This is a genomic window from Aquimarina litoralis (genome assembly GCF_039523995.1).
Classification (GTDB): Bacteria; Bacteroidota; Bacteroidia; order Flavobacteriales; family Flavobacteriaceae; genus Aquimarina; species Aquimarina litoralis.
Window position 1 is genome coordinate 1,831,578 of record NZ_BAAAGE010000001.1, and the last position, 26,657, is coordinate 1,858,234.

The following is a 26,657-nucleotide window of genomic DNA, read 5'->3' on the forward strand; positions in this document are numbered from 1 at the left end:
TAATTTTAGTTATTAGTAATTATTCGGCAGGGATTACAGCACCATCTTCAAACCATTTTTTTACCGCAGTAATATATTCATCCAAAGGTACTGGTGGTAGCTTCCTTGGTGTACCATCAGCTCTAACACCTGGTTCCCATGCCCAAAGTACAAGTTCATGCTCTGTTAAGTGATGCATTAACTCTTCGTGATTTCTGCCTCCATTACGTTCCGGATCAAGCATGGATTCTGCAATTTCTTTCCTACTTAAACCTTCCCACATCATACTAGCAGGCGCCAGACTCCATTCTGGTGCTCCAGGAACACCCGAATAATCATTATTTTCTGATTGATGACAGGTTGTACATTTAGTAGCTTGATATCCTAGATTGTTTTCACCTCTAGACATTCCAAAATAGTGTGGATGTCCATCGTCTCCTTGTTTTGGAATATTGTCGTTAGGATGGCAGTTGATACAACGTGGACTTACAAGAACGTCCATCATCTTGTTGTAATTTTCATCCGAAGAACCTTTTTTTACAGCATCATTTGAAGAAACAGGAATGTATGCTGTAGGTGGTTTCAAATTAGAAGTTAATAGAATACCCGTTATCAAAAGTATAGGTATAACATAAACAATTGAAGCTTTCTTCATTGTATTATTTGTTTAATGAGTTAAGAGTTTTAAAATGAATGATGTGTTAATTTACTTCTTTTTTATGATTACTAAAAGGATAAAGGTTTGTTGATAAAGCTTTTTTTTAAGAAGGTAACTTAATTATTGAGGCAAGAAATGAAAATGTTGGTGGAGCACGGTATACTTCGTATAGTAAAAATTACGAAAACTATTATACCCAATTTTCGGTGATACTTTAGAAATAAGTTTTGTTTCGCCTAAAGAAATGGAACTTTTGTATCCGAAATAAAATAACACATGTATTATATAGGATTTGACATAGGAAGTTCATCAGTAAAGGCAGCTCTAGTAGATGCTGAAACAGGGAAGTCTGTAGCATCTCTAAGTGAACCCGAAGAAGAAATGAATATCATCGCTATCGAAAAAGATTGGGCAGAACAAGATCCAGAATTATGGTGGCAATATGTATGTAAAGCCTCTAAGAGATTACTAAAAGAAAATTCAATTACTCCTAATAGGATTAAGGGCATTGGAATTGCATACCAGATGCATGGATTAGTGCTAGTAGATCATAATCATAATTTAATTCGAAATTCTATTATTTGGTGTGATAGCCGAGCAGTAAATATTGGAGAAGATGCTTTTGAAAAATTAGGAGAAGATACGTGTCTAAATAATTTGCTGAATTCACCAGCTAATTTTACAGCATCTAAATTGAAATGGGTACGAGATAATGAACCCGAGAATTATGCTAAAATTCATAAGTTTTTGTTACCTGGAGATTATGTTGCTTTTAAGTTTTCAGGGGTTGTAAATACTACCATTCCTGGTCTATCAGAAGGGACATTATGGGATTTTAAAAAGAAGAAATCGGCAAATTGGTTATTAGAACATTTCGAAATAGATACTAACATTGTTCCTGATATTGTTCCTACGTTTTCGGAGCAAAGTGTACTTTCTGAAGATGGTGCCAAAGAAAGTGGTTTAGAAGCTGGAATACCTATTTTGTATAGAGCGGGAGACCAACCAAATAATGCTTTATCACTAAATGTTTTTAATCCAGGAGAAGTGGCTGCTACCGGCGGTACTTCTGGAGTTTTGTATGCTATTACTGATAATTTAGAGGTAAAGGAGGGAGTAAAAGTTAACAATTTTGCACATGTAAACCACACAGAAGAACATACTAGTATTGGTAAATTGTTATGCATTAATGGAGCAGGGATTCAGTATCGTTGGTTGAAAAACAACCTGAATTTAGAAACCAACTCATACCAAACCATGAATTCTCATGCATCCAAGGTTTCGGTAGGTTCTAATGATTTACAGCTCATACCTTTCGGTAATGGAGCAGAAAGAATGTTTGATAATAAAACTTTAGGAACACATATTTGTAATTTAAATCTAAACAAACACACACGTTCACATATTTTTAGAGCAGCGCTAGAAGGCATTGCATTTTCATTTATTTATGGCTTAGAAATTCTTAAAAAAGACAATGCAGATATCAAAGTTATTCGCGCGGGAAATGATAATCTATTTCGATCAGAAATATTTTCCAATACCGTAGCAACGTTGATCAATCAAGAGATTGAGATTTATAATACTACAGGAGCGATTGGAGCTGCAAGAGCTGCTGGGCTAAGTGATGGAACTTTTGAAGATTTTGGTACTATGATTACCAAGAATGATCATGTGATGACTTATCATCCATTACAAAATAGAGACAATTATAAAGAAGCATATTCTCGTTGGAAAACAGAATTAAATAGAATTTTAATAAACAGTTAATAAAAATGGCCTGATCAATAAATAAAGAATATTTTAAAGGAATTAGTTGTATTGATTATGAAGGCTTGGTGTTTTTTAATGTGTTGATTTTGTGGTTTTTATATTTGAGCTAGGTGAGCTAATATTATTACCTATATGAACTTGGTTGATATTTTCTTATCAGAAGACAAAGGTTCTATTGGATGGACTCAGAACAATCAATGATTAGTATTGATGCTGATTTGGGGGACGAATGCCATGATTGAGAAACAATAGAAGTTGGCATAAAATTTGATTTATTTGATAAAACGACAATAATCGCTTTTCACTTCTTTTAACCTTAATATATTTTAAAATTTAAAACTGAATTTTAAAATAGAAGGATACTATTACCCAAATCGATAAAAAGTGTTTTTTATCGGAAATTCCCATTTTTCTGAACGTAGATATTCATTTTTGAAAACTTAGAATACTAAATTTCATTTCAATTTTTGAAAATGGATCAGAATCTTTCAAGTATACAAGAAGAGCTTAGTATATCAGATTTAAGAAAAGTAATTCGTAATCTGATCACCTTTATTGTGGTGGATGGTAAAGAATATGTAAATGATTCTAATAAAATAGACTACGTAAAAAGTTATGTAATGCTTTTAGCAAAAATAATAAATCAAGTAGACCAAGAAGAACATACTTCTCTAATAAAAAATATTTCAGACGATATCGCTAACTATATAAAGTAAGGGTATGGTTTTTGGACTATATTTTATTATGTTAGATTTGGAAAGCCTTTTTTGATTAAAAGGCTTTCTTTTTTATTTGGAGTGAATCTATTAACTTTAATATATTGAAACCGTTATAATCTAAACCCCTCAATATAGTGTCCGAACAAGAACGAATACAACAGTTAGAAAAGGAAAATAGAATTCTTCAGGGTCAGCTAGATCAAATTAAACAAAGAAGAGAGAAGAAAAAAAATGTTGGTTTTTGGTTACTTAAGAAATCTAGTGTTCCTCTACTAGGAATTCGTCTGAAAAAAAGCATTAATAATGCTATTAATGAGTATAAAGAAACAAATACTGTATCTGTGGATACCGTATCTGATGTTTCTTCTAATATTATTTGGAGAGTTACAAGAATTGGTTTGTTTGGTGTTTTAATTACATTGATTCCTTCTCTAATTTTAATGTTCCAAACTTGGTTGGTAATAAACCAAAATGTTTTGGTTGGAAATCAGAATGCATTAATTGAAGCAGAGAGAAGATCTTCTCTAGTGTTTATAATGGATAATTTACTTTCTGATTTAAGTGAAGAATTAAAATACAAAGGATCAAGTGAACGAAATATAAGTCCTGTGTTAGAAGCTAGAATTGCTAGTTTGACTAGGGCAATGAAACCTTATAAGTACGAAGAGGATGGCGAATTGATTGATGAGAAAATTAGTCCAGAGAAGGGGCAATTATTATTTAGTTTAATTAGAAGTAACCTTGCAGACCAATCTTATAGGGAGATTTTAGATGCTTCGGATTTTAGTTATACGTATTTTAAAGATATATTTTTAGGAAGAGGAGTGAACTTAAAATATATTAATCTCAATCATTCGAATTTATCCGAAGTCAATCTTCCTGCGGCAAATTTAGAGCGTGCTGAATTGGTGGAAGCAAATTTGGAACGAATTAATCTTTCAGATGCTATATTAAAAAGGGCAAATTTTACAGAATCAAATTTGAAATATTCAGAATTGCTAAGTGCCGATCTTACAAATGCTAAGCTGTATGCAGCTGATCTCACGGAAGCAGATTTAACCGAAGCCACCTTGTGGGGAACTAAATTGGAAGATGCAAATTTAACAGACGTGATATTGGATAATGTTATTGTGCACCGTCAGGACTGGATTACTTATGTAAAAGATTCTCTGGATCTAAAAGGAGCCAGTGATATTCAGGAAAAATACCGTGTAAAAAAACAAGGGAAACAGCAATTTGTAATTCTTAAAAAGTAGAAAAGTATCTATTTTTTAAACAGGACGCCATTTATTTTGTTTACTAACCAGTTTCCGGCTGGAAAGTATAAGGCAAAAAATAAAGCCATTCCCAAACTAAAATTTTGAGGACTAAATAATTTATCCAAGATGTTATTAGGATAAACGTATGAAGTTTGCAGCCAATATCCTAAAAATTCTAGTATTCCCATGGCTACTAATCCATATGCATATTGATTAAAAAAACTATATTCTTTTAGTAGAATAGAAATAGGAACCATGTATAAAATATAACAGCTAATTACTTGCCACCAATAAGTAAATCTTGCGATTTCCATTTCCGCTCCAAATGCATTCATTCCAAGTCCCCAGGTAAAATAGACTATAATATAAGTTAATAGAAGTGTTTTTGGAGTGTTTTTTAAGTTGTTGAAATGATGTAATAAAATTTCTTTCATTATAGAAGATCAATTTTTGTTAAGGTTCTAAACCAGAATTTTTTATCCACGTGATACTTTTTTACTTCTGATTTTTTTAAAATAGATTGTAATTCGGCAACAGTAAAAGCTCTTTTAATAGCTGTTAATCCATCAGTTTTAGCCATGGATGAAAGAGGCAATACAAAACTAGATAGTTTAAATAAAATATAAGCAACTTTGCTTCTTTTTAGTTCGCTAAAGATAAGATGTTTAATCCCTTGTTGTTTTGTTTTCTTAATGAAATCAATCAACTCCATATCTTGAAAATGATAGATAAAATGACTGCTAATTATAATATCACATTTGGGTATAGTAAACGAATCGTCTAGTATGTTTGCTGTTTCAAAGGTGATAGCATCGTTATGTGCATATTTGGAATTTGCAAAAGCTATGCTCTGAGGATTTCCATCAATTCCTAATACCGAAGCTTTTATTCCTGCCTTAATTAATCGATTGTAAATTTTATGAACAGTATCTCCGCCACCACAACCGAGATCTACAATTTTTAAGATTTTCCCATCATATATTTTAGAACAATAATCGAGGGTTGCTTTGCTCAATTGCCTGTGATTGCCAAATAAACTATTTACTAATTCTAGACTGGATAAAGTATTGTGTAAAATAGTACCTGATAGCGATAGGTTGTCTAATTGTTCTGAGGTATGAAGACGAACTTGGAAATTCAAAATATATAACTTAGGATTTGTTGTTATTCGTCTCGATAATAATAATAACTTTACATGAAAAGTGTAAAATTAATGAATAAAGAGTATTTAAACCAGATAATAAGAGAACGAAGAGCTATTTTTCCAGCACAATATAATGATCAACCTGTTTCTGAAGAATTAATCAAAGTACTATTAGAAAATGCAAACTGGGCACCTACACATAGATTAACAGAACCATGGCGTTTTAAAGTTATTAGAGGAGCGGCAAAGGATCGTTTAGGAACCTTTTTATCGGATACCTACACCGATATTACACCAGAAGATAGTTTTTCTCCTTTTAAACATAAGAAGATTAAAAATAATTGTTCGTTAGCAAGTGCTATCATTGCGATATGTATGAAACGTGATGATAAAGAAAGGGTGCCAGAGTGGGAGGAAATCGCTGCCACGTCAATGGCAGTGCAGAATATGTGGTTAACCTGTGCAGCGCATCATGTAGGATGCTATTGGAGTAGTCCTGGGTTTATAAAATATATGGATGAATTTTTTGATTTTGAAGAAGGTGAAAAATGTTTGGGGTTTTTGTATTTGGGTAATTATGAAGACGATGATTCCATTTCTTCAAAGAGAAGTCCAATGGAAGATAAAGTAATATGGTTGGATCAGTAACGTTTTTCAAACTTAATTAAGAAAATAATACACCTTTCGGAAAGGTGTTAATTCTGAATAATAAAATCTTTTAAATAAAAAACCATCTGCCATAGGCAGATGGTTTTACATATATATTACTATATATTATTGCTTTTTCAAGGCGTCAGCAGCTTTATTAGCTCCGTCTTTCACTGCGTCTTTTGCAGCGTCTACTGCATCACCAGCAGCTTCTTTTGCAGCGTCAACAGCACCGTCAACAGCTTCACCAGCAGCAGCTTTAACAGAATCTACTACTTCGCCAGCAGCTTCTTTAGCTTCTTCTACTGCTTCACTAGCAGCTTCTTTAGCTTCCTCTGCAGCATTTTTCACTTCTTCTTTAGCTTCCTCTGCAGCATTTTTTACTTCTTCTACAGCTTCTTCCGCAGCATCTTCAGCTTTTTTAGTGTCTTTACAAGACGTAACTGATACTGCAAACATTAGAGCGATTGCTCCTAAAAATAATCTTTTCATAATTGATAGATATAGTTAATTGGGTTATTCAACGTCAAATTTAACATTTTATTTTAATATTCGTTTTTTTCTATCAAGTATTTCCAGTACCGCTTTGGAAGATGTTGTACATGTAGTTTTGAATTCTTTCGGGATTTTATATTTACACTATCATAATAAGATTTCCATAGTTTTTGAAAATCCATTTCTTGTGCGGAGTATACATCTTTTTCAATCGTTGTTCGTAGTTTAGAAAAAAAGTCTACTGTAATGAATTCTATATTGATGAGATTGTAGCATATACCGTATCCTCTTTTAATGTCATATATAATCCATTTCTGATCTGCATATCTGTCTTTGAAATGGCGTATTAACAATGGTAAGACATTGAAATCTGGTTCTACTGTGGCAACATAGTAATCATCTTTTGTTTTTTTAAATCGTACAAAGGCTTCCATGCGGTGTTTTTCTCTTTGTACCATTTTGGCAACTTGGCTAATTTTTAAAATGTCTTTGTTACTATAATCTAAACCTATGTTTTGCGAAGTGTCAAAAATATTTTGAATATAAGATAAAAGGGTGTTTTCTACACCTTTGATCTCACTTAAAAAAGCTTTGAAAATTGCTTGTTTTTGTGGTTTCGGAACTTTTTTACGTAAGCCATCCCATACTCTTTTTGCCTTTGTTTTATCTGTATGTACAATTTCGGAAATTGTAAATAGTTGGTTGTTTTCTTCAGATTGCTTCTGTATTAGTGGTAGTTGTATTTTTTGTTCATATACCATAAATACGCACGACAGAAACCCATCAAAACTTCCATCGTATTGTAATATAGTATGAGGTGCCATGATTAATTATGAAAAAAGACTTAGTTGATTACTAAAGTGTTTTTGATGCTTACTATATGAATTACGGAGTATCGCATTTTTAAGTCGAGTAGGAGAAATGTCCTTGTGGTAACTATCTTTAGAATCACAGGTGATAAAGTACTTTGCTCTATTTAGGGAAATGCCTATTGCTTTTAGATGACTCCAATTTAATTTTCTAAATTTTCTAGCTTGTATTATTTTATACACTGATTGCATTCCTATTCCAGGTACTCTAGCTAATAAATTTTTGTCTGCCTTATTGATGTCAACCGGAAAGATCTCTGGGCTTCTTAACGCCCAACTTAGTTTTGGATCTATGTCTAGGTCGAGATTTTTGTGATCGTCGTTTAATAACTCTTGAATGGAAAACCCATAAAATCGCAATAACCAGTCTGTTTGATAGAGTCGGTTTTCTCTCAGAATTGGAACTTCTGTATGTATTGACGGTAACCGATCATCTTTACTAATAGGAATGTATCCAGAATAATATACCCTACGCATATTGAATTTTTTGTAATAGTAGGTAGCTGAGTACATGATATCTCTATCACTTTCTCCTGTTGCTCCAATGATCATTTGTGTACTTTGTCCAGCAGGAGCATATTTGGGTGTATTTTTTAGTAGTTTTCGTTCGGCTTTATACTGTATAATCTCATTCTTCACCTTATTCATTGGTTTAATAAAGTCTTCATGCTTTTTATCTGGAGCGAGAAGTTTTAATCCTGATACAGTAGGTATTTCGATGTTTACGCTAAGACGATCAGCGTATAAACCAGCTTCTCTCATCAACTCATCACTAGTGCCCGGAATAGATTTTAAATGGATATAACCGTTAAAGTTTTCTTCTAATCGTAGTTTTTTGGCAACTGCTATTAACCGCTCCATGGTATAGTCAGAACTTTTAAAAATTCCTGAACTCAGAAATAATCCTTCTATATAGTTTCTTCTGTAAAAATTAACAGTTAAATCTACAACTTCCTGAATTTTAAAAGCAGCTCTTTTAATATCATTACTTTTTCTCGTTACACAGTAAGCACAATCAAAAATACAGTGATTGGTGAGTAAGATTTTTAATAAAGAAACACATCGTCCATCTTCTGTATAACTATGGCATATGCCCATTGCTGTAGTGTTACCAAGACTTTTTTCTTTGTTAGCTCTTTTAACTCCACTACTTGCGCAGGATACATCATATTTTGCAGCATCTGCAAGAATTGATAATTTCTCGCGAATTCTGTCAAACGACATAAGATGAGGTGTTTTGCTGATTTATGAGATGTTTTAATGCTCTAAAAACTTCTTCTATATCTACAAGAATTTGATGATCTGTAAAACGAAGTACCGTAATTCCCAAAGAATGAATATGTAATTTTTTTGGAGCATCTAAGTTGTACACGTCAGAAAACTCATGCGCGTACCCATCAATCTCTATTGCGATTTTAAAAGTAGAACAATAAAAATCAAAGGTGTAATTATTAATTCTATGATCCTGAAGAAAGTAATATCCCTTTTGTGTCAATCTTCTATGTAATTCTTCTTTTACAGGTATAGAATTGTTTAAAGAATATCGTATTGTTTTTTCAGATTCTGGTCGATGTAATAAGATTTGTGGTATCATAGATGATAGTTAACTAGTAATTTTTCCAAATTTATGGAATAATTCCAAAAAAATAAAAATGAAATTATGTTAAAATTGGAATTATTCCAAAAAATAGTATATTTGTTAAGAATTGCTCCAAAACCTAGTGACAGAAATGTATGCTAATAAATAAATCGAAGTTGTATGGATAATATAACCAACCAAACCATTCAACGCTTCAAATCTATTCGCGAGGAAAATCATTTTACACAATCTGATTTTGCCAGAGTTTTAGATATTAAAAATTCTACTGCGGATATAGAAAGAGGGAAAACCAAAATTTCGGGAAAAGTTGTTTCTAAACTACTTCAGGAGTTTGGAGTAAACCCTCTTTGGTTGTTTGGTGAAAGTGATCAAAAAAAAATTCAGTTACATAACGGTGATGTTTCACCAAAGATGGTAACCGTAGATTCAGAGAATAACGAAAACATTGTTCTTGTTAATGTAAAAGCAGCTGCTGGCTATCCTCATAATGTACAGGATGTGGATTGGTATCAGCAATTACCTGCTTTTGATATTCCCCTACCGGAGTATAGAAATGCTACTTACAGAGGTTTTCAAGTAGAAGGTGATAGTATGCTACCGGTACTTGAGCCTAAAGAATGGGTGATAGGAAAAGCTGTAAATAATCTTTCTGAAATAAGAAGCAACGCTTTGTATGTAGTAGTTTTACACGATAGTGTTGTGGTAAAAAAGGTTAGGAAAAATGATGATTCTTCTTCATTAACCTTAATTTCTTTAAATACAGATTATCTTCCTTACTCTATAAAGGCACATCAAATAGTAGAATTATGGGAGGTGAATAGTAAACTAAGTTTTAATATCGATGCAAATTCGGATACAGCAAGTATAAAACAATTGCAAGATGCAATGTTGGCTCTTACATCGGAAGTACGAAGTTTAAAAAATTAGTCTATAAATCCTTGTTCTCTTGCATGTTCTTCTGCTTCTAATGAAGAGTGGGCAAGCAGTATAGGTGCAATATCGAAAGAATCAATAATTTTTTTGATTCTTCTCTCTTTGCGCTTATGATTTACGCTTCTTAGATAAATTGCTAATATTCTATTAGGATATTTTTTTGCAATATTCGTATAGATATCTGCATCTTTCTCTCCGCTATCTCCTATTAAAATAAATTTCATATCAGGATATAATTCCAATAGGTTGATTATTTCTGTGTACTTGTGAGGTGTTTTTAGTTTTGGAGTTTTATCCAAAAATGTTCTAAAATCCCTTAGTAAAATGGGACCTTTAGGAAAAGCGTGTATTTTTAAAAAAGCACTTAGATAGTCATATAAATTCCAGGGACTGTTGCTCACATAAAAAATAGGATTAGTCGTTTTTGAGTTTTTACCTTTTCTTAATTTTTGATAAAACTCAACTGTTCCTTCTAGAGGGAGGCGTCTATCAAAATTTTTGAAAAATGTATTAGCAATAACCCTCCATTTAAACAATGATGCTACACCTGTATGTAAAATCGTATCATCAATATCACTGATAACACCATAGGATGCGTTCGCTGAAGGTACTAACATGCTGCCTTCAAAAATATTTGATTGAATAATTTTTTTGTTCTTGATTTTATAAGAAACGGTATAAGGTATCCATCCTTCTTCATTAATTAGATTATCCGTGTTAATGTAATTTTCATCAAAATGATAATAACCCTCTAAATCTGTTATTGTTGTGAATGTTTGAGTTTCAGAAAGCTTCAATTCAATAGGGACCTTTTTAACCTCGTCACTTTCAAATTGTTTATAAATATTATAAAGAGTTCTAAATGTTTTCGTATTCCCATCAAAACGAATGTTTTCATCTTCTAAAGCTCTCCCGGTAGCTCTAAGCCTAGAGTTAGTTCCATAGCCAAGATAGGTGTTGATTCGTAAGGGTTTTTTCTTAAACATTCATTCGGCGTTGATCCATAAAGATAAAAAACCTCGCTAATGGGCGAGGTTTTTTAATCTATTTCTTTTACAATTATTGTAAACTGGCCTTAATTTCTTCAATTTTAGCTTTTACTTCTTCTTCTGTTCCTTCTAATTTTTTAATTTCGGTTGAAGTTTTACCGTTCATAGTCGTTTTTATAGATACTTCTGCTTTAGCTATATCGCCATCCATTTCCATAGTAACTTCAATTTGTTTTTCAACTTCGTTTGAAGAAGTGTCATTTGATTTTACTATTTCAATTTCTTCATTTGCCACAGCAACGGCGGTTTCAGATGTGTGTCCACCTAGAATAGGAGCAATAACAAGTCCTATAAGACAGGTTAATTTGATTAATATATTCATAGATGGTCCAGAAGTATCTTTAAAAGGATCTCCAACGGTATCTCCTGTTACTGCTGCTTTGTGAGCATCAGATCCCTTGTAAGTCATTTCTCCATTGATTTCTACACCAGCCTCAAAGGATTTTTTAGCATTGTCCCAAGCACCCCCAGCATTATTCTGAAAAATAGCCCATAGCACTCCACTTACGGTAACACCAGCCATATACCCACCTAACATTTCAGCAATTGCTTGATGATTCATTCCAAAAATCATCGGAATAAATGCAATTGCCAACGGGAATCCTATAGTTAATAATCCAGGTAACATCATTTCTTTTAATGATGCTTTTGTAGAAATAGCAACACATTTGTCATATTCTGGTTTTCCAGTTCCTTCCATAATACCGGCAATTTCTTTAAATTGACGACGTACTTCATATACCATTTCCATAGCTGCCTTTCCTACAGCATTCATAGCCAATGCAGAGAATACAACAGGTACCATTCCTCCAATAAATAGCATTGCTAATACAGGTGCTTTAAAAATATTGATTCCGTCAATTTCGGTAAAAGTAACATAAGCAGCAAATAATGCTAGAGATGTTAGTGCGGCAGATGCAATGGCAAAACCTTTACCTGTTGCTGCAGTTGTATTTCCAACGGAATCTAAAATATCTGTGCGTTCTCTTACGATAGGTTCTTGTTCACTCATTTCTGCAATTCCTCCTGCATTATCTGCAATAGGTCCAAAAGCATCTATTGCTAATTGCATTGCTGTCGTAGCCATCATTGCAGAGGCTGCCATTGCAACTCCATAGAAGCCAGCGAATGCGTAGGATGCCCAAATAGCACCAGCAAACAATAACACAGAAGAGAAAGTAGAAATCATACCTGTAGCTAATCCAGCAATAATATTGGTGCCAGCTCCTGTACTTGATTTTTGTACAATTTCTAAAATCGGTTTTTTACCTAATCCTGTGTAGTATTCAGTAACTGCAGAAATAACTCCACCTACAAAAAGACCTACTAAAGTTGCGTAAAATACACGCATCGCAGAAATGTCAACAAGACCTTCTCCAAAGAATTCCATTTTCATGGTTTCAGGTAGCATGTAAGTACATAAAGCAAAACAAGAAATAGCTACCAGAGCGATTGAAGTCCAGTTTCCTATATTAAGAGCTCCCATAACTTGAGCTTCCTTAGCCTCATTGGTTTTTATTTTTACTAGCATTGTTCCAATTACAGAAATAATAATTCCAGCACCAGCAATGGCAACTGGTAATAATACTGGTCCAATTCCATTAAATCCTTCATTAACGATGTTTCCACCCATGTCTTTTATAATATAGTTTCCTAATACCATGGCTGCTAAAACAGTTGCTACATAAGATCCAAATAAATCAGCACCCATTCCAGCAACATCTCCAACATTATCTCCAACGTTATCTGCAATGGTAGCAGGGTTACGAGGATCATCCTCTGGAATACCAGCTTCTACTTTACCTACAAGATCGGCTCCTACATCAGCCGCTTTCGTATAGATTCCACCACCAACACGAGCGAATAATGCTATAGATTCAGCTCCTAGAGAAAATCCAGCTAATGTCTCCAATACAACAGTCATATCCATAGTGTTGGTCCATTCTCCACCCATAAAGAAGTGAAAAAATATGATAAAGAAAGCTGTTAATCCTAGTACTGCTAAACCAGCAACACCAAGTCCCATAACAGTACCACCTCCAAAAGATATTTTAAGTGCATTCGGTAAGCTAGTACGTGCGGCCTGTGTAGTTCTTACATTAGTCTTGGTAGCTATTTTCATACCTATATTACCAGCAAAAGCAGAGAAAACCGCTCCAAAAATAAAAGCGATGACAATTAACCAGTGAGTAGTAGGAACTATAAATGAAACGATAGCAAGTAATACGCTAACTATGATAACAAATATTGAAAGTAATTTATATTCGGCGTTTAGGAATGCTAAGGCACCTTCATAGATGTGATCTGAAATTTCTTTCATTTTACCATCTCCAGCATCTTGTTTCATTACCCAAGATTTTTTAACTAGCATATAAATAAGCCCCAGTGCTGCCAAAACAATTGGCATATAAATCATGTTTGATTCCATTAAAAGTCTTTTTAGTTAATTAGTCGCTAAATGTAATAAAATCATATAAATATAAAAAGCGCAATGTTTTTGATAAAACATTGCGCTTTTTTAGTATTTTATAGCTCTTGATTAGTGTATGCTAAATAATCCTTGAGGTTTGTCTTGTATATCCTCAAAACGTTTAACACAAGCTTTGATGATTTCTTTGGCTTCATCGATGTTACCCCAGCCACCAACATCTACTTTCTTTTCTTCAAGATCCTTGTATACCTGGAAAAAATGTTCTATCTCTTTAATCAAATGCGGATTCATTTCTTTCAGATCAGCTAATTTGCTTGCTATTGGATCTGCAACTGGTACACATATTATTTTTTCATCAGGACCTTTTTCATCAGTCATATGAAAAACTCCGATAGGTTTAACTTCTATAACACATCCTGGAAAAGTAGGTTCCGTTACTAAAACTAATACATCTAAAGGATCTCCATCCAATGCCATAGTTTCTGGAATGAAACCATAATCAGCTGGATACATCATTGATGAAAAAATCATTCGATCATAACGGATTTTTTTTATATCGAAGTCATATTCGTATTTATTACGACTTCCCTTTGGTATTTCGATAAGTACATCGAAACTTTCGCGTGTTGCTGCGCTCATATTCTAGTTCTCATTTTTATGGGCGGCAAATATAAGTATTACAAGGGTTTGGTTAAAATTTATTCCCAAAAATAACACGGTTTTTTACTAAATTTTAATGTTATGGTAACCTAAAAGGTTTTCGTAAAAATCAATTCTATCAATTTTAAGATAAAAAATCAATTCTAAAGACAAATAAAGGATAAAATATATCTAAGAAATATACCTAAAAATAGAATCCAAAAGAACCAGTAACACCAAAATCACGAGCATCCGGATTATCGAAATAATTACCTCGGAAATGGAAATCAATTCTAAATATTTTGAAAATGTTTCCAACTCCAAGACTATATTCCCAGTACGCTTCATCATCTGGTGCTCCAACAGTTTGTAGAAATCCGGATGCATCCAAAGCGATGTTTTCATCTGATAATTCACCCCAAACGGCTCTAACACCAACAAGTTCACGAAGATTTAGCTTTCGCAATAATGGTATTCTAGAAAATAACCTGCCATTAAAATTATGTTCAATATGTACCGCAGCGTATGTATCAGTTACAAATTCGTAAAAATTAAGTAGCGGAAAGGTGTTTTGAATAGACAAATAGGTTTGATTACCAGGAACGACACTTAGTAACCCTAGAGGGACTTCTCCAAATGTTTTTCCTAATTCTATAGAGCTATTAAGCACACCAAATCCTCCAATATTCCAAGGTTGTCTATAGAAAAATTGGATTTTTTGATATTCAAAATCACTTTCTAATATGTGATCCAGACCTACGGAATAGTTGAGAAATAGCTGTGCATAATCACCATCATTGACCGTGATTTTATCGACTCCATATCCTGTTGTTTTTCGTCCGGGATAATAGGCAAGGGATGTCGCTATTTCTGCCTGCGTGATTTCTGATTTTACTTCCCCAGTATCGGGATCAAAGAAATCTAAACTAAATAAATCCCTATCAGCCGGTTTCAGAGTTCTGTAAGATCCTGTGACACCAATAGTAAAGTTTTTTCTAGGTTCTATTTGCATAGAAAATGCAGATAAGTTGATAGAAGTAAGTCTGTTATTATCTCCTGTAGCAACAATAGAAGAAGATGCTAAACTCCTTCCTTCTACATCGTTAGTGTTGGTGAGACTTGCCCCTAGCTGTTCTACATCACGGCGATTACCTGCAGAAACAATTAATCGTGATTTTCTGTCTACCAGGTATTTACCTGAAACTCCATACTTGAATTTATTGTCTCTTAAACCATAAGCTCCATAGCCTTCAATTCTCCATCGATCATTCGCGGTAAAGTAGGTGCGACCTCCAGCTCGTAATCGGAATCCTTCGATAGCATTGAATCCTACTGTGGAGAATAGTGGACCGAAATCCCATCCATTAAATTCTACATATCCTGTAGCTAAAATCGTTCCTACATTGTAGAGCCTTTTAAAAGCTTTAACCGTTCTTAAGGTATCTAGAAGTTTATAGACTTTCTTTTCATCTTTATTTAATTCTTCCATTCTGGCATTTGCCCAAAAGGAGTCATCACGATTATAAATATCCTGATTATATGGATCTACCTGACTCTGATAAAATTTTCTATCTTTCTTTTGATCGAATTTATAGTTGTCGTATAAAGTGGTTCGTTTTCCATAAACACCTCTTGATTTTTCTTTTTTGTTAAATGCAAAATCAGATTGGAAATAATCTTTAGTAATCAAGAATATGGAGTCATTAAGTACATCAAATTCCTGTTCTATATACAAATCTTTTACCCAGTTGATATTGGCGCTTTTAGTTACCTCAAGGTTAATTTCTTTAATCGCCCAAGTAGTGTCATTTACCCAAAAGTCTCCTTTAAAGGTAAGCTCATTTTTACGCCTAGGATAATATACAATATTATAGCACCATTTATTTCCAATATAGGCACTGTCGGTAAGTACATAATTATATACGTTAATACCTGTTCTTGACAAAGGACTGGTAAAACTCTTATCGAAAAATTTTAGGTAGTTGTCATAGATGTTGTAATCAGAATAGAGATCTTTTACAAAAGCGATTAGTGTTTGATTATCACTAAATCCTGCATTTTTATTTCCCTGTAGTACTTCTTTAAATTCATTTATCTCATTATCACCGTAAACTTTAGAAATGGCTTCATTAAGAAATATAGGTAGGTAGGTTTTACCGGTGATTCTTGAAGTGTCAATATCTTCAAAAATAAACTCCATACCATTAAAAATTCGACTATTGACCAATGCACTATCTATGGTATTAAGGTCAAACTCTAACTTTTCATACTTGTCGTAATTATATTGTTTGAACTTTTTGACACCATTTTCTCTGCGATTTTCCCAAATTTTTCGAAGTATATCAATAGCAGGGTTGTTTTTTTTGGAGGTTTTTCCTTTATATATGACAACTTCATCTAATGATGCTGCTTCTTCCTCGAGAATTACTTCCATATTGTAAGTAGTTCGTTTCGTTAGTTTTACTGTTTTGGTTTGAAAACCTAAGAAAGAAACTTTGATGCTACTATGATTCTGATCAGACTCCATATAGAACTTACCATTTTCATCGGTAATAGTACCGATAGTAGAATTAACAAAAACTATGTTGGCAAATGGAACTGCTTGTTTGTTACTGTCGTAAACATATCCGCTTACTTTGGTTTGTGCAAGAATGAAGGAGTTACTACATACTAAAAATAAAAACCCTAAAACCCAATATCTCATCTAATATCCTTAAATAATTATGATGACATAGTAGTTCTTAAATAACAATCAATTTAAAATAATAAAGGTTCGTATTTTATTTCTCTATTATCTTGAAATTTTCAACTTGAATTCAACTACTACATATTCATCAATAAATGTAAATGTTGTTTTTTTTCTAAAACACATCAATATAAAAATACCCTACTATTTTTAAGCACAAATTTAAAAATGCTTTGCAAAATGATTAATGCAAAACATTTTTAATGTGTAAAAAAATCAATTTTGTATTTCAAAGTACCCTTATATCGTTTGTGTAAACTCGTTTTGTTTTATCAAATTTCGAGCCAACATTTATTAAACGAATCAAAATTTGAAAAAACTTGAAACGCAAATTAAAAGGGTTCAGTTTATTTATACATTACTTTTTTGACAGCTTTAACAACATCTGTACTATTTGGTAACCATTCTTCTAACAAAACAGGAGAATATGGAGTAGGGGTGTCAGCCGTATTTATCTTTATAACAGGTGCGTCTAGATAATCAAAAATGTTAGATTGAACCTGATAAGTAATCTCAGATGCAATATTTGCTAAAGGCCAAGCTTCTTCTAGAATAACTAACCTATTTGTTTTCTTTACAGAAGTAAAAATAGCATCAAGATCTAAAGGTCTAACAGTTCTTAAATCAATGATTTCGCAAGAAATATTGTCCTTTGCTAACTCATCGGCAGCTTTATACGCCTCTTTAATAATTTTACCAAAAGAAACGATAGTTACGTCGTTACCTTCTCTTTTGATATCGGCTACACCTAAAGGAATGGTATATTCTCCCTCAGGAACTTCTCCTTTATCACCATACATTTGTTCACTTTCCATAAAGATTACTGGATCATCATCACGAATTGCTGATTTTAATAATCCTTTTGCATCTTTAGGATTAGAAGGGATAACCACTTTTAATCCAGGAGTATTAGCAAACCAATTTTCAAAAGCTTGAGAGTGAGTAGCACCTAATTGTCCTGCAGAAGCCGTAGGTCCTCTAAATACAATTGGAACATTAAATTGACCACCACTCATTTGTCTCATCTTTGCAGCATTGTTAATGATCTGATCAATTCCAACCAATGAGAAGTTAAAGGTCATAAATTCAATAATAGGACGGTTACCATTCATGGCACTCCCTACGCCTATACCAGAAAAACCAAGTTCAGAGATAGGAGTGTCGATTACTCTGTCTGGTCCGAACTCATCAAGCATACCTTTACTAGCTTTATATGCTCCATTATATTCGGCAACTTCTTCACCCATTAGGTAAATGGATTCATCTCGTCGCATTTCTTCGCTCATTGCTTCACAAATAGCTTCTCTGAATTGTATCGTTTTCATTTATAAATATTTAATTTTGTGCTACACGAAAGGCAAAAGTAGCAATTAATAGGCGTTACCAAATACAGAAAATTAAAAAATTTATTATGCACGCATAGTAAATTCGACATTTTATTTGTACCTTCGCTTTTATTATTAAATTCTCAAAAAATACCTATATAAAATGAAAATATTAGTATGTATAAGCCATGTGCCAGACACAACTTCTAAAATTAATTTTACAGAAGGAGATACGAAGTTTGACACAAATGGAGTACAGTTTGTAATTAATCCTAACGATGAATTTGGATTAACGCGCGCTATGTGGTTTAAGGAGAAGCAAGGAGCTTCAGTAGATGTTGTAAATGTAGGAGGACCAGAAACTGAACCAACTTTAAGAAAAGCTTTAGCAATAGGAGCAGATAATGCAATAAGAGTAAATACTGAAGCTACTGATGGATTTTATGTAGCTAAGCAATTAGCTAAAGTGGTTCAAGATGGAGGATATGATCTTGTGATTGCAGGAAGAGAGTCAATCGATTATAACGGAGGAATGGTGCCTGGAATGTTAGCTGGACTTACAGGAGCTAATTTTGTCAATACTTGTATCGGATTAGAAATAGAAGGAGATGCAGTAACTGCTGTTCGTGAAATTGATGGAGGAAAAGAAACTTCTACTACAAAATTACCATTAGTTGTTGGAGGACAAAAAGGATTGGTTGAAGAGAGTGATCTTCGTATTCCAAATATGAGAGGAATTATGATGGCACGTAAAAAACCACTTACGGTTGTTGAGGCTGTTGAAGCAACTCAGGAAACCAAAGCGGTTAAATTTGAAAAACCTGCACCAAAAGGTGATGTAACACTAGTTTCCCCTGATAATGTAGGGCAATTAGTAGAGCTATTGCATAACGAAGCAAAAGCTATTTAATAAAACACAAGTTTAAAGTAAGACCTATTCATATAGGTTCAACATAAAAAAAATAAATATGTCAGTATTAGTATATACAGAAAGTGAAGGAGGAAAATTTAAAAAGGCTGCTTTCGAAGTTGCGTCATATGCAAAAGAAGTAGCTAATATGCTTGGTACTACGGTTACTGCTGTTAGTGTTAACGTTGATGGTAGTAGTGAACTAGGTGCATACGGAGTTGATAAAGTATTAGAAATTAAAAATGATAAGTTAGCGACTTTTAATGCAAAAGCGTATGCAGATGCTTTAAAACAAGCTGCAGAAAAAGAAGGAGCAAAAGTTGTAGTACTTAGTTCTAGTGCAGATAGTAAGTTTTTGGCATCACTTTTAGCGGTTAATCTTAATGCAGGATATGCGTCTAACGTAGTAGCATTACCAGAAAATGCTTCACCTTTTACAGTAAAAAGAACTGCTTTTACGAACAAGGCATTTAATATTACCGAAATCACAACTGATGTGAAAATTATCGGATTATCTAGTAATGCATTTGGATTGAAGGAAGCTTCTGGAGCAGCTACTGCTGAAGGTTTTGATCCTTCACTAGCTGATGAAGATTTTGCAGTGAATGTAACATCTGTGGATAAAGCAACAGATAAAGTGTCTATCGCAGATGCAGAAGTTGTAGTTTCAGGAGGTAGAGGTCTTAAAGGGCCAGAGAACTGGGGTATGATCGAAGAGTTGGCAGATGTACTTGGAGCTGCAACAGCGTGTTCTAAACCTGTGAGTGATATGGGATGGAGACCGCACGGAGAGCACGTAGGACAAACAGGAAAACCAGTAGCTACTAACTTATATATAGCGGTAGGAATTTCTGGAGCGATCCAGCACCTTGCAGGAATAAATTCTAGTAAGATAAAAGTAGTGATCAATAATGATCCAGAAGCGCCATTCTTTAAGGCTGCAGATTATGGTATTGTTGGTGATGCCTTTGAGGTAGTACCGCAGTTAATTGAAAAATTAAAGGAATTTAAGGCGAATAACGCATAATTTTCATAAATTGTGCCCAATCAAGGGCTGTTTGAACTTAGGTAAAAGTCCATTTGTTCAAACAGCCTTTTTTTTATTGAAAATTACTATGAGTTTAGTTCGTCTGAACATAAAAGGAATATCTTACAGTCAAACCCAAAATGGTGCTTATGCATTGATTTTAAGTGAGGTGGATGGAGAAAGGAAGTTGCCAATTGTGATTGGTGCATTTGAAGCACAGTCTATAGCTATTGCTCTAGAAAAAGAAATTAAACCTCCTCGTCCTTTAACGCATGACCTGTTCAAAAATTTTGCAGATCGATTTGATGTAGTCGTGAAACAGGTAATCATTCATAAATTGGTAGATGGCGTTTTTTATTCAAGTATTATCTGCGAAAGAGATAAGATTGAAGAAATAATAGATGCTAGAACCAGTGATGCCATAGCACTAGCCTTGCGATTCCAGGCTCCAATTTTTACGTATAAAAATATTCTTGATCAAGCAGGAATTTACTTAAAAGTAAATCCTAAAAAAGATGGTGAAGATGAATCAGAAAGTTTATTGGTAGATGAATTGGTTTCTGATGATGTAGAAATGGTAGGAAAAGAAACTAGTTATCAGGATTTATCTTTAGAAGAATTAAATCGTATGCTAGAACAAGCAGTAGCTAATGAAGATTATGAATTGGCAGCTCGAATACGAGATGAAATCTCGAAAAGAGGATAATTTTGATTTCTAATTGTTCCGAAATATTATAATATTACCTTATTGATTTATGAAAAAAGGAGTACTCTCTTTCCTCTTATCTTTTTTTGCATTTACAATTATCTCAGCGCAATCCATAGAGAAAAAGTGGATATTAAAAGATGTAAAAGGAGATAATGAAACTATTTTTCAAGTTGGAGATAATGATTATCTGGATTTTCAAAATGGTGTCTTTTCTTATGCATTTAAAGGGAATTCCGAAAAGCTTACAGGAGATTATCTTGCTCAAAAAAATGTGGTATTGCTGTTCCCTGAAAAATCAGAAGATTCTATTATTAAATATAGATTGAAAAGTATTACGGATACTACCTTGGTTCTATCAAAAAATAACCTTTCCTATTCATTTGTTGTAAAACCTAACGATCCGGAAACGCCGGTTGTAGCCGAACAAAGTGACATGCTGATTCCTAATCAAGGTTTTTCTATTTCAAGTTTATGGAGAGGAGTTTTAGGAATGTTAGTATTATTGGTTATTGCATTTTTGTTTAGCAGTAATAGAAAGGCTATAAATTGGAAAACAGTTGGCTTAGGTCTGGGGTTTCAATTAATAATTGCTATTGGAGTTTTAAAGGTGCCATTTGTTCAAACTATATTTGAATGGGTAGGAAGCTTATTTGTGGAAGTTTTGAACTTTACCAGAGCAGGAAGTAAATTTCTATTTGAAGGACTGGTGGTAGATATGGATACTTTTGGTTTTATATTCGCTTTTCAGGTGTTACCAACTATCATTTTCTTCTCAGCGCTAACGTCACTTTTGTTTTACTTAGGTGTTATCCAGAGAGTAGTAAAAGGATTAGCTTGGTTACTCACAAAAACGTTAAAGATATCTGGAGCCGAAAGTTTAAGTGTTGCCGGTAATATCTTTTTAGGGCAAACAGAAGCACCTCTATTAATAAAAGCCTATTTAGAAAAGATGAATAGGTCAGAAATTTTGTTAGTTATGGTAGGTGGAATGGCTACTGTAGCGGGAGCAGTACTGGCTGCGTATATTGGATTCTTAGGAGGTGATGATCCAGTTCTAAGATTACAATTTGCTAAACATTTATTAGCAGCATCTGTGATGGCAGCTCCTGGAGCGATTATTATTTCTAAAATACTATTTCCTCAAACAGAAGAAATAAATACAGATGTGTATGTTTCTTCGGAAAAAATAGGATCTAATATACTTGATGCTATTGCAAATGGGACCACTGAAGGTCTTAGGTTAGCTGTAAATGTTGGGGCTATGCTATTAGTATTTGTAGCATTTATTGCTATGTTAAATGGTATTTTGGGATGGGTAGGAGATATTACTTCTTTAAATGCTTGGGTTGCTTCAAATACTGCATACCAAAGTTTATCTCTTGAGCTTATTTTAGGGTATCTTTTTGCACCATTGATGTGGTTAATTGGGGTTGCTAAAGAAGATGTTGCTTTAATGGGGCAGCTTTTAGGAATAAAATTAGCTGCTAGTGAGTTCGTGGGATATATACAATTAGCAGACTTGAAGAATGTAGCAAATGCAACACATTTAACATATAACAAGTCAGTGATAATGGCTACCTACATGTTGTGTGGTTTTGCTAATTTTGCATCTATCGGCATACAAATAGGTGGTATAGGATCTCTTGCTCCAGGACAACGAAAAACATTGTCAGAGTTTGGGATGAAAGCACTCATCGGAGGTACGATAGCTTCACTTTTATCTGCTACAATCGCAGGAATGATTATTGGTTAATAGAAAGGTTTTTTTTTTGCTGAAACTTCAACGGTGGAATAACTTTTACAAGTATTTCATAATCTAGCTATTAAAAGATTGCTCAATACCTATTTTTCGTATATTTGACGGAATTAGTAGAACTTTAACAAACTCAAAAGAAAGTCAGAAAGGGAATATGAAGCAATATTTGGATCTGGTACGTCACGTACTAGAGAATGGAAATGAAAAAGGAGACAGAACCGGAACAGGAACAAAAAGTGTTTTTGGGTATCAAATGCGATTTGATTTGAGTGAAGGATTTCCAATGGTAACTACCAAAAAACTTCATTTAAAATCTATAATACATGAATTATTATGGTTTTTGAAAGGAGATACAAATGTTAAGTATTTACAGGATAATGGTGTTCGGATTTGGAATGAATGGGCAGATGAAAATGGAGATCTAGGACCAGTATATGGATATCAATGGAGAAACTGGAATGGAGATGAGATTGATCAGATTCAAGAAATTGTAGAAGCTTTAAAAAAGAATCCAGATAGTAGACGGATGTTGGTTTCTGCATGGAATCCAAGTGTTTTGCCAGATACGTCTAAATCATTTTCTGAGAATGTGGCTAATGGCAAAGCTGCACTACCACCTTGTCATGCATTTTTTCAGTTTTATGTAGCTAATGGAAAATTATCTTGTCAGTTGTATCAAAGAAGTGCAGATATATTCTTAGGAGTGCCTTTTAATATAGCTTCGTATGCGCTATTTACAATGATGATGGCGCAGGTATGTGGTTATGAAGCTGGAGAGTTTATACATACGTTTGGAGATGCACATATTTATAATAATCATAAAGAGCAATTAGAATTACAGTTGTCTAGAACACCAAGAAATTTGCCTACCATTAGAATTAATCCGGAGGTAAAAGATATTTTTGGCTTCGTTTTTGATGACTTTACACTGGAAGACTATAATCCGCACCCACATATTAAAGGTGCAGTTGCAGTTTAACCCCCAAATTTAAACTGAATTACTATGAAGAAACTATTACTTATTATTACTATTTTATGTTCCACTTTCTTGTTTGCTCAGGATAATATTATTCTTTCTAAAGAAAATGCAAACGAAAAGGGGATTACACCTATATGGCCAAAATGCGATAAATCCAGACAAACACCGATAAAGTGTTTTGATAATAATTTGCGAAAGCATATCATAACTAATTTTAGATACCCAGAGATTGCTGTAAAAGATGGTTTGGAAGGCACGGTTACTGTGGAATTTATTATTAATAATAAAGGTAAAGCAGAAGTGATTGATGTGAAAGGAGGACATAGACACTTACAGAGAGAAGCAGTTAGGATAATTAGAGCTATTCCCAAAATGAAGCCAGGTAAATGGGGTAAAAAGCCAATTGCAATAGCATATGAAGTGCCTATTACCTTTATAAAACCTAGTAATTAATCTTCCATATTTAACAATGGATTAACTCCTTTGTTAGATAGATACAGCTTAAAAATTATTAAATTTGAGTGTATTCGTAAATCGAATACACTCTTTTTTTATGATAATTACTGATAATTTGCTTTCTTCTTTGTTAGAGACCAGAGCTCATACAGAAGAAATTTGTTCCCCTCTTCAGATCGAAGATTATGTGGTGCAACCAATCGTTGATGTATCTCCACCAAAATGGCATCTAGGTCATACCACTTGGTTTTTTGAAGAATTTATTCTCACAAGATATAACCCTAGCTATAAAAGATTTCACGAAGATTTTGCCTTTGTGTTTAATAGTTATTATGAAAGTATCGGAAAACGAGTAGTAAGAACCAATCGAGGTAATTTATCGCGTCCAACTGTTAATGAAGTATACGAATACAGAGATTATGTGACCAACCACTTGCAGGTACTGCTAGAAAGTAGGGAAGATGAAGAATTGAGATCTCTCGTAGAAATTGGGATACATCATGAGAAACAGCACCAAGAGTTATTGCTAACCGATATTAAATTTATTTTAGGTAATAATCCTTTACTCCCAAAATACAGTAGCACTTTCGATGAAAATCCAAATAACAATTCTTCTGATAGATATCATCTTGTTCCCGAAGGTGTTTATGAAATTGGTTATAAAGGAGAAGACTTTTGTTACGATAATGAGTTAGGAGTGCATAAAGTGTTTTTAGAAGAATATAAAATAGCGCATAATCTAGTAACTAATAAAGAGTACTTGGATTTTATCAATGATAAAGGATATGAGGATAGCCTTTTGTGGCATGCCGAAGCGTGGGACTGGCTTAATACCGAAAAAATAAAAACCCCTTTGTATTGGCATAAGATTAATGGAGAGTATCATCAATATACTTTACAAGGACTACAACAATTAGATTTAAATGCTCCAGTAACACATTTATCCTATTATGAAGCTTTTGCGTATGCGCAATGGAAAGGAGAACGTTTGCCAACAGAATTCGAATGGGAAGTTGCGAATAAATCATTTGATTGGGGATTGCGATGGGAATGGACAGAAAGCGCCTATTTACCATACCCTAATTATGCTAAAGCTCCAGGAGCACTTGGAGAATATAATGGAAAGTTCATGGTAAATCAAAAGGTACTTCGAGGAGGTTCCATAGCAACTCCTAAAAATCACACAAGACCAACATATCGTAATTTTTTTCACCCACAACTAAGATGGCAATTTAACGGATTGCGATTAGTAAAAAGTAAGTAATTCCCCTTTTACATGAGTTCAAAAGATCAAAGCGTTTTAATGTGTACTTTCGGAAAAGAAGTACATGAAGGATTAACTAGTTTTCCAAAATATCTGTCATCCAAATATTTTTATGATGAAGTTGGTGATAAGCTTTTTCAGAAAATTATGGAATTGCCAGAATATTATCTTACCAATGCCGAGTATGATATTTTTAAATTACATAAAACGAATATTTTAAAGAGTTTTGATCCTTCTAAAAAAGGGTTTGATTTAATTGAACTTGGCGCTGGAGATGGAAAAAAAACTAAAGTGTTATTAAAAGAATTATTGAAAGAGAATTATGATGTAACATATCACCCGATTGATATTAGTAAACATGCTGTTGATGGACTTGTGGAAAACCTTTCTTTAGAAATACCGGAACTTCAGGTAAAAGGTCAAATAGGAGAGTATTTTGAAGTATTGGATAGGTTGAAACATATAAGTTCCCGTAAAAAGGTAATTATGGTTTTAGGGTCTAATATTGGAAATCTCTTACACCCAAGAGCAATTCAGTTTTTGAAAAAATTGAATGCTGTTATGAATGCCGATGATGAAGTTTTTATAGGATTTGATCAAAAAAAACATCCTCAGAAAGTTTTAGATGCTTATAACGACCAAACAGGTGTAACAGCTGCTTTTAATAAAAATGTCTTAACAAGAATTAATAAGGAACTTGGAGGTCATTTTGATGTTGATGCTTTTATCCATTGGGAAGTATATGATCCCGAAAGCGGCACCGCAAAAAGTTATTTGGTAAGTAAAAAGAAGCAAACAGTAGATATTGATTGTTTAGAATTACAAGTGCATTTTGAAGCTTGGGAAAGTATACATACAGAGATTTCTCAGAAATATGATGATGATACTGTAAAATGGCTAGCAAAAGAATCAGGCTTTGTTATTACTAATGATTTTACGGATGAAAATGAATATTATAAGAACTATGTGTTCAAAAAGTCAGAATAAAAAATATAAAATAAAAAAGCTATGAAAGCTATATGGAATAATGAAATAATTGCAGAAAGCAATGACACCAAAGTAATAGAGAACAATCACTATTTTCCTCCTGAGGCAATAAAGAAAGAATTTTTTAAGTCTAGTGAAACACATACCAATTGTCCATGGAAGGGTGTAGCATCTTATTATACCGTTTCTGTAAATGGTAAAGAAAATAAAGATGCCGCTTGGTATTATCCAGAGACTAGTGATTTAGCTAAGCAAATCAAAGGATATGTGGCATTTTGGAAAGGTATTGAGGTTGTAGAGTAATA

The 26,657-nt window shown here is 33.5% G+C and carries 26 protein-coding genes; 14 read left to right on the plus strand and 12 right to left on the minus strand.

Annotated features, from left to right (window positions below; translation table 11 throughout):
- Positions 1-19 precede the first annotated feature (19 nt).
- A complete protein-coding gene (locus tag ABD077_RS07330; protein WP_343911682.1) occupies positions 20-634 on the minus strand; it encodes a hypothetical protein in 615 nt (204 codons plus the stop codon).
- Between the two features lie 279 nt (positions 635-913).
- On the opposite strand from ABD077_RS07330, the gene ABD077_RS07335 reads away from it, so the two are divergent.
- From ABD077_RS07335 to ABD077_RS07345, 3 genes are all read left to right on the plus strand, one after another.
- Positions 914-2,404 (plus strand): xylulokinase, encoded by a 1,491-nt coding sequence (locus ABD077_RS07335; RefSeq protein ID WP_343911683.1) that lies wholly within the window; start codon positions 914-916, stop codon positions 2,402-2,404.
- A gap of 476 nt (positions 2,405-2,880) precedes the next feature.
- Positions 2,881-3,123, plus strand: a complete 243-nt coding sequence (locus ABD077_RS07340) for a hypothetical protein (RefSeq protein WP_343911684.1) — start codon at positions 2,881-2,883, stop codon at positions 3,121-3,123.
- 137 nt (positions 3,124-3,260) lie between these two features.
- Positions 3,261-4,382 (plus strand): pentapeptide repeat-containing protein, encoded by a 1,122-nt coding sequence (locus tag ABD077_RS07345; protein ID WP_343911685.1) that lies wholly within the window; start codon positions 3,261-3,263, stop codon positions 4,380-4,382.
- An 8-nt stretch (positions 4,383-4,390) separates the two neighbouring features.
- Here the strand turns inward: ABD077_RS07345 and ABD077_RS07350 are convergent, their stop codons facing one another.
- On the minus strand, positions 4,391-4,819 hold the full coding sequence (locus tag ABD077_RS07350) for a hypothetical protein (RefSeq protein ID WP_343911686.1): 429 nt from the start codon (positions 4,817-4,819) through the stop codon (positions 4,391-4,393).
- Positions 4,819-5,526, minus strand: a complete 708-nt coding sequence (locus tag ABD077_RS07355) for a methyltransferase domain-containing protein (RefSeq protein ID WP_343911687.1) — start codon at positions 5,524-5,526, stop codon at positions 4,819-4,821. Before ABD077_RS07355 ends, ABD077_RS07350 begins: the two co-directional genes overlap by 1 nt.
- 54 nt (positions 5,527-5,580) lie before the next feature.
- Between ABD077_RS07355 and ABD077_RS07360 the strand changes: the two genes are divergently transcribed.
- The gene (locus ABD077_RS07360) at positions 5,581-6,177 is read left to right on the plus strand and encodes a nitroreductase family protein (RefSeq protein ID WP_343911688.1); all 597 of its coding nucleotides are present in this window, start codon (positions 5,581-5,583) and stop codon (positions 6,175-6,177) included.
- 126 nt (positions 6,178-6,303) lie between these two features.
- On the opposite strand, the gene ABD077_RS07365 is transcribed toward ABD077_RS07360, so the two are convergent.
- Genes ABD077_RS07365 through ABD077_RS07380 form a run of 4 tightly spaced genes read right to left on the minus strand, consistent with a single transcriptional unit; the run spans position 6,304 to position 9,135 of the window.
- Positions 6,304-6,669, minus strand: a complete 366-nt coding sequence (locus ABD077_RS07365) for a hypothetical protein (protein ID WP_299603331.1) — start codon at positions 6,667-6,669, stop codon at positions 6,304-6,306.
- Between the two features lie 53 nt (positions 6,670-6,722).
- Complete coding sequence (locus tag ABD077_RS07370) at positions 6,723-7,496, minus strand: TIGR03915 family putative DNA repair protein (protein WP_343911689.1); 774 nt, start codon at positions 7,494-7,496, stop codon at positions 6,723-6,725.
- 6 nt (positions 7,497-7,502) lie between these two features.
- Positions 7,503-8,765 carry a putative DNA modification/repair radical SAM protein gene (locus ABD077_RS07375; RefSeq protein ID WP_343911690.1) on the minus strand — a complete coding sequence of 421 codons (1,263 nt, stop codon included), beginning with the start codon at positions 8,763-8,765 and terminating at the stop codon, positions 7,503-7,505.
- Positions 8,755-9,135, minus strand: a complete 381-nt coding sequence (locus ABD077_RS07380; RefSeq protein ID WP_343911691.1) for a DUF559 domain-containing protein — start codon at positions 9,133-9,135, stop codon at positions 8,755-8,757. The genes ABD077_RS07375 and ABD077_RS07380 overlap by 11 nt, the downstream gene beginning before the upstream one ends.
- Before the next feature lie 165 nt (positions 9,136-9,300).
- On the opposite strand from ABD077_RS07380, the gene ABD077_RS07385 reads away from it, so the two are divergent.
- Positions 9,301-10,068 (plus strand): XRE family transcriptional regulator, encoded by a 768-nt coding sequence (locus tag ABD077_RS07385; protein ID WP_343911692.1) that lies wholly within the window; start codon positions 9,301-9,303, stop codon positions 10,066-10,068.
- Here ABD077_RS07385 and ABD077_RS07390 read toward each other — a convergent pair.
- From ABD077_RS07390 to ABD077_RS07410, 5 genes are all read right to left on the minus strand, one after another.
- Positions 10,065-11,060, minus strand: a complete 996-nt coding sequence (locus tag ABD077_RS07390; RefSeq protein ID WP_343911693.1) for an App1 family protein phosphatidate phosphatase — start codon at positions 11,058-11,060, stop codon at positions 10,065-10,067. The genes ABD077_RS07385 and ABD077_RS07390 overlap by 4 nt on opposite strands.
- A 73-nt stretch (positions 11,061-11,133) precedes the next feature.
- A complete protein-coding gene (locus ABD077_RS07395) occupies positions 11,134-13,551 on the minus strand; it encodes a sodium-translocating pyrophosphatase (protein ID WP_343911694.1) in 2,418 nt (805 codons plus the stop codon).
- A gap of 111 nt (positions 13,552-13,662) precedes the next feature.
- Positions 13,663-14,193, minus strand: coding sequence for an inorganic diphosphatase (locus ABD077_RS07400; RefSeq protein WP_343911695.1), 531 nt, complete (start codon positions 14,191-14,193; stop codon positions 13,663-13,665).
- A gap of 205 nt (positions 14,194-14,398) precedes the next feature.
- Positions 14,399-16,897: a DUF5686 and carboxypeptidase-like regulatory domain-containing protein gene (locus ABD077_RS07405; RefSeq protein WP_343911696.1), complete on the minus strand. Its 2,499-nt coding sequence runs from the start codon at positions 16,895-16,897 to the stop codon at positions 14,399-14,401.
- Between the two features lie 389 nt (positions 16,898-17,286).
- Positions 17,287-18,264, minus strand: coding sequence for a pyruvate dehydrogenase complex E1 component subunit beta (locus ABD077_RS07410; protein ID WP_343911697.1), 978 nt, complete (start codon positions 18,262-18,264; stop codon positions 17,287-17,289).
- A 163-nt stretch (positions 18,265-18,427) separates the two neighbouring features.
- On the opposite strand from ABD077_RS07410, the gene ABD077_RS07415 reads away from it, so the two are divergent.
- The 9 genes from ABD077_RS07415 (at position 18,428) to ABD077_RS07455 (ending at position 26,655) form a co-directional block, all read left to right on the plus strand.
- A complete protein-coding gene (locus ABD077_RS07415; protein WP_343911698.1) occupies positions 18,428-19,174 on the plus strand; it encodes an electron transfer flavoprotein subunit beta/FixA family protein in 747 nt (248 codons plus the stop codon).
- Between the two features lie 58 nt (positions 19,175-19,232).
- Complete coding sequence (locus ABD077_RS07420; protein WP_343911699.1) at positions 19,233-20,201, plus strand: electron transfer flavoprotein subunit alpha/FixB family protein; 969 nt, start codon at positions 19,233-19,235, stop codon at positions 20,199-20,201.
- A gap of 88 nt (positions 20,202-20,289) precedes the next feature.
- On the plus strand, positions 20,290-20,907 hold the full coding sequence (locus tag ABD077_RS07425; protein WP_299603300.1) for a bifunctional nuclease family protein: 618 nt from the start codon (positions 20,290-20,292) through the stop codon (positions 20,905-20,907).
- 49 nt (positions 20,908-20,956) lie between these two features.
- Complete coding sequence (locus ABD077_RS07430; protein ID WP_343911700.1) at positions 20,957-22,663, plus strand: NupC/NupG family nucleoside CNT transporter; 1,707 nt, start codon at positions 20,957-20,959, stop codon at positions 22,661-22,663.
- 157 nt (positions 22,664-22,820) lie between these two features.
- The gene (locus tag ABD077_RS07435) at positions 22,821-23,645 is read left to right on the plus strand and encodes a thymidylate synthase (RefSeq protein WP_343911701.1); all 825 of its coding nucleotides are present in this window, start codon (positions 22,821-22,823) and stop codon (positions 23,643-23,645) included.
- A 24-nt stretch (positions 23,646-23,669) separates the two neighbouring features.
- Complete coding sequence (locus ABD077_RS07440) at positions 23,670-24,098, plus strand: energy transducer TonB (RefSeq protein ID WP_343911702.1); 429 nt, start codon at positions 23,670-23,672, stop codon at positions 24,096-24,098.
- A gap of 100 nt (positions 24,099-24,198) precedes the next feature.
- Complete coding sequence (gene egtB, locus ABD077_RS07445; RefSeq protein WP_343911703.1) at positions 24,199-25,365, plus strand: ergothioneine biosynthesis protein EgtB; 1,167 nt, start codon at positions 24,199-24,201, stop codon at positions 25,363-25,365.
- A gap of 12 nt (positions 25,366-25,377) precedes the next feature.
- On the plus strand, positions 25,378-26,352 hold the full coding sequence (locus ABD077_RS07450; RefSeq protein WP_343911704.1) for an L-histidine N(alpha)-methyltransferase: 975 nt from the start codon (positions 25,378-25,380) through the stop codon (positions 26,350-26,352).
- Positions 26,353-26,373: 21 nt separating this feature from the next.
- Positions 26,374-26,655 carry a DUF427 domain-containing protein gene (locus tag ABD077_RS07455; protein ID WP_343911705.1) on the plus strand — a complete coding sequence of 94 codons (282 nt, stop codon included), beginning with the start codon at positions 26,374-26,376 and terminating at the stop codon, positions 26,653-26,655.
- Positions 26,656-26,657: the final 2 nt, after the last annotated feature.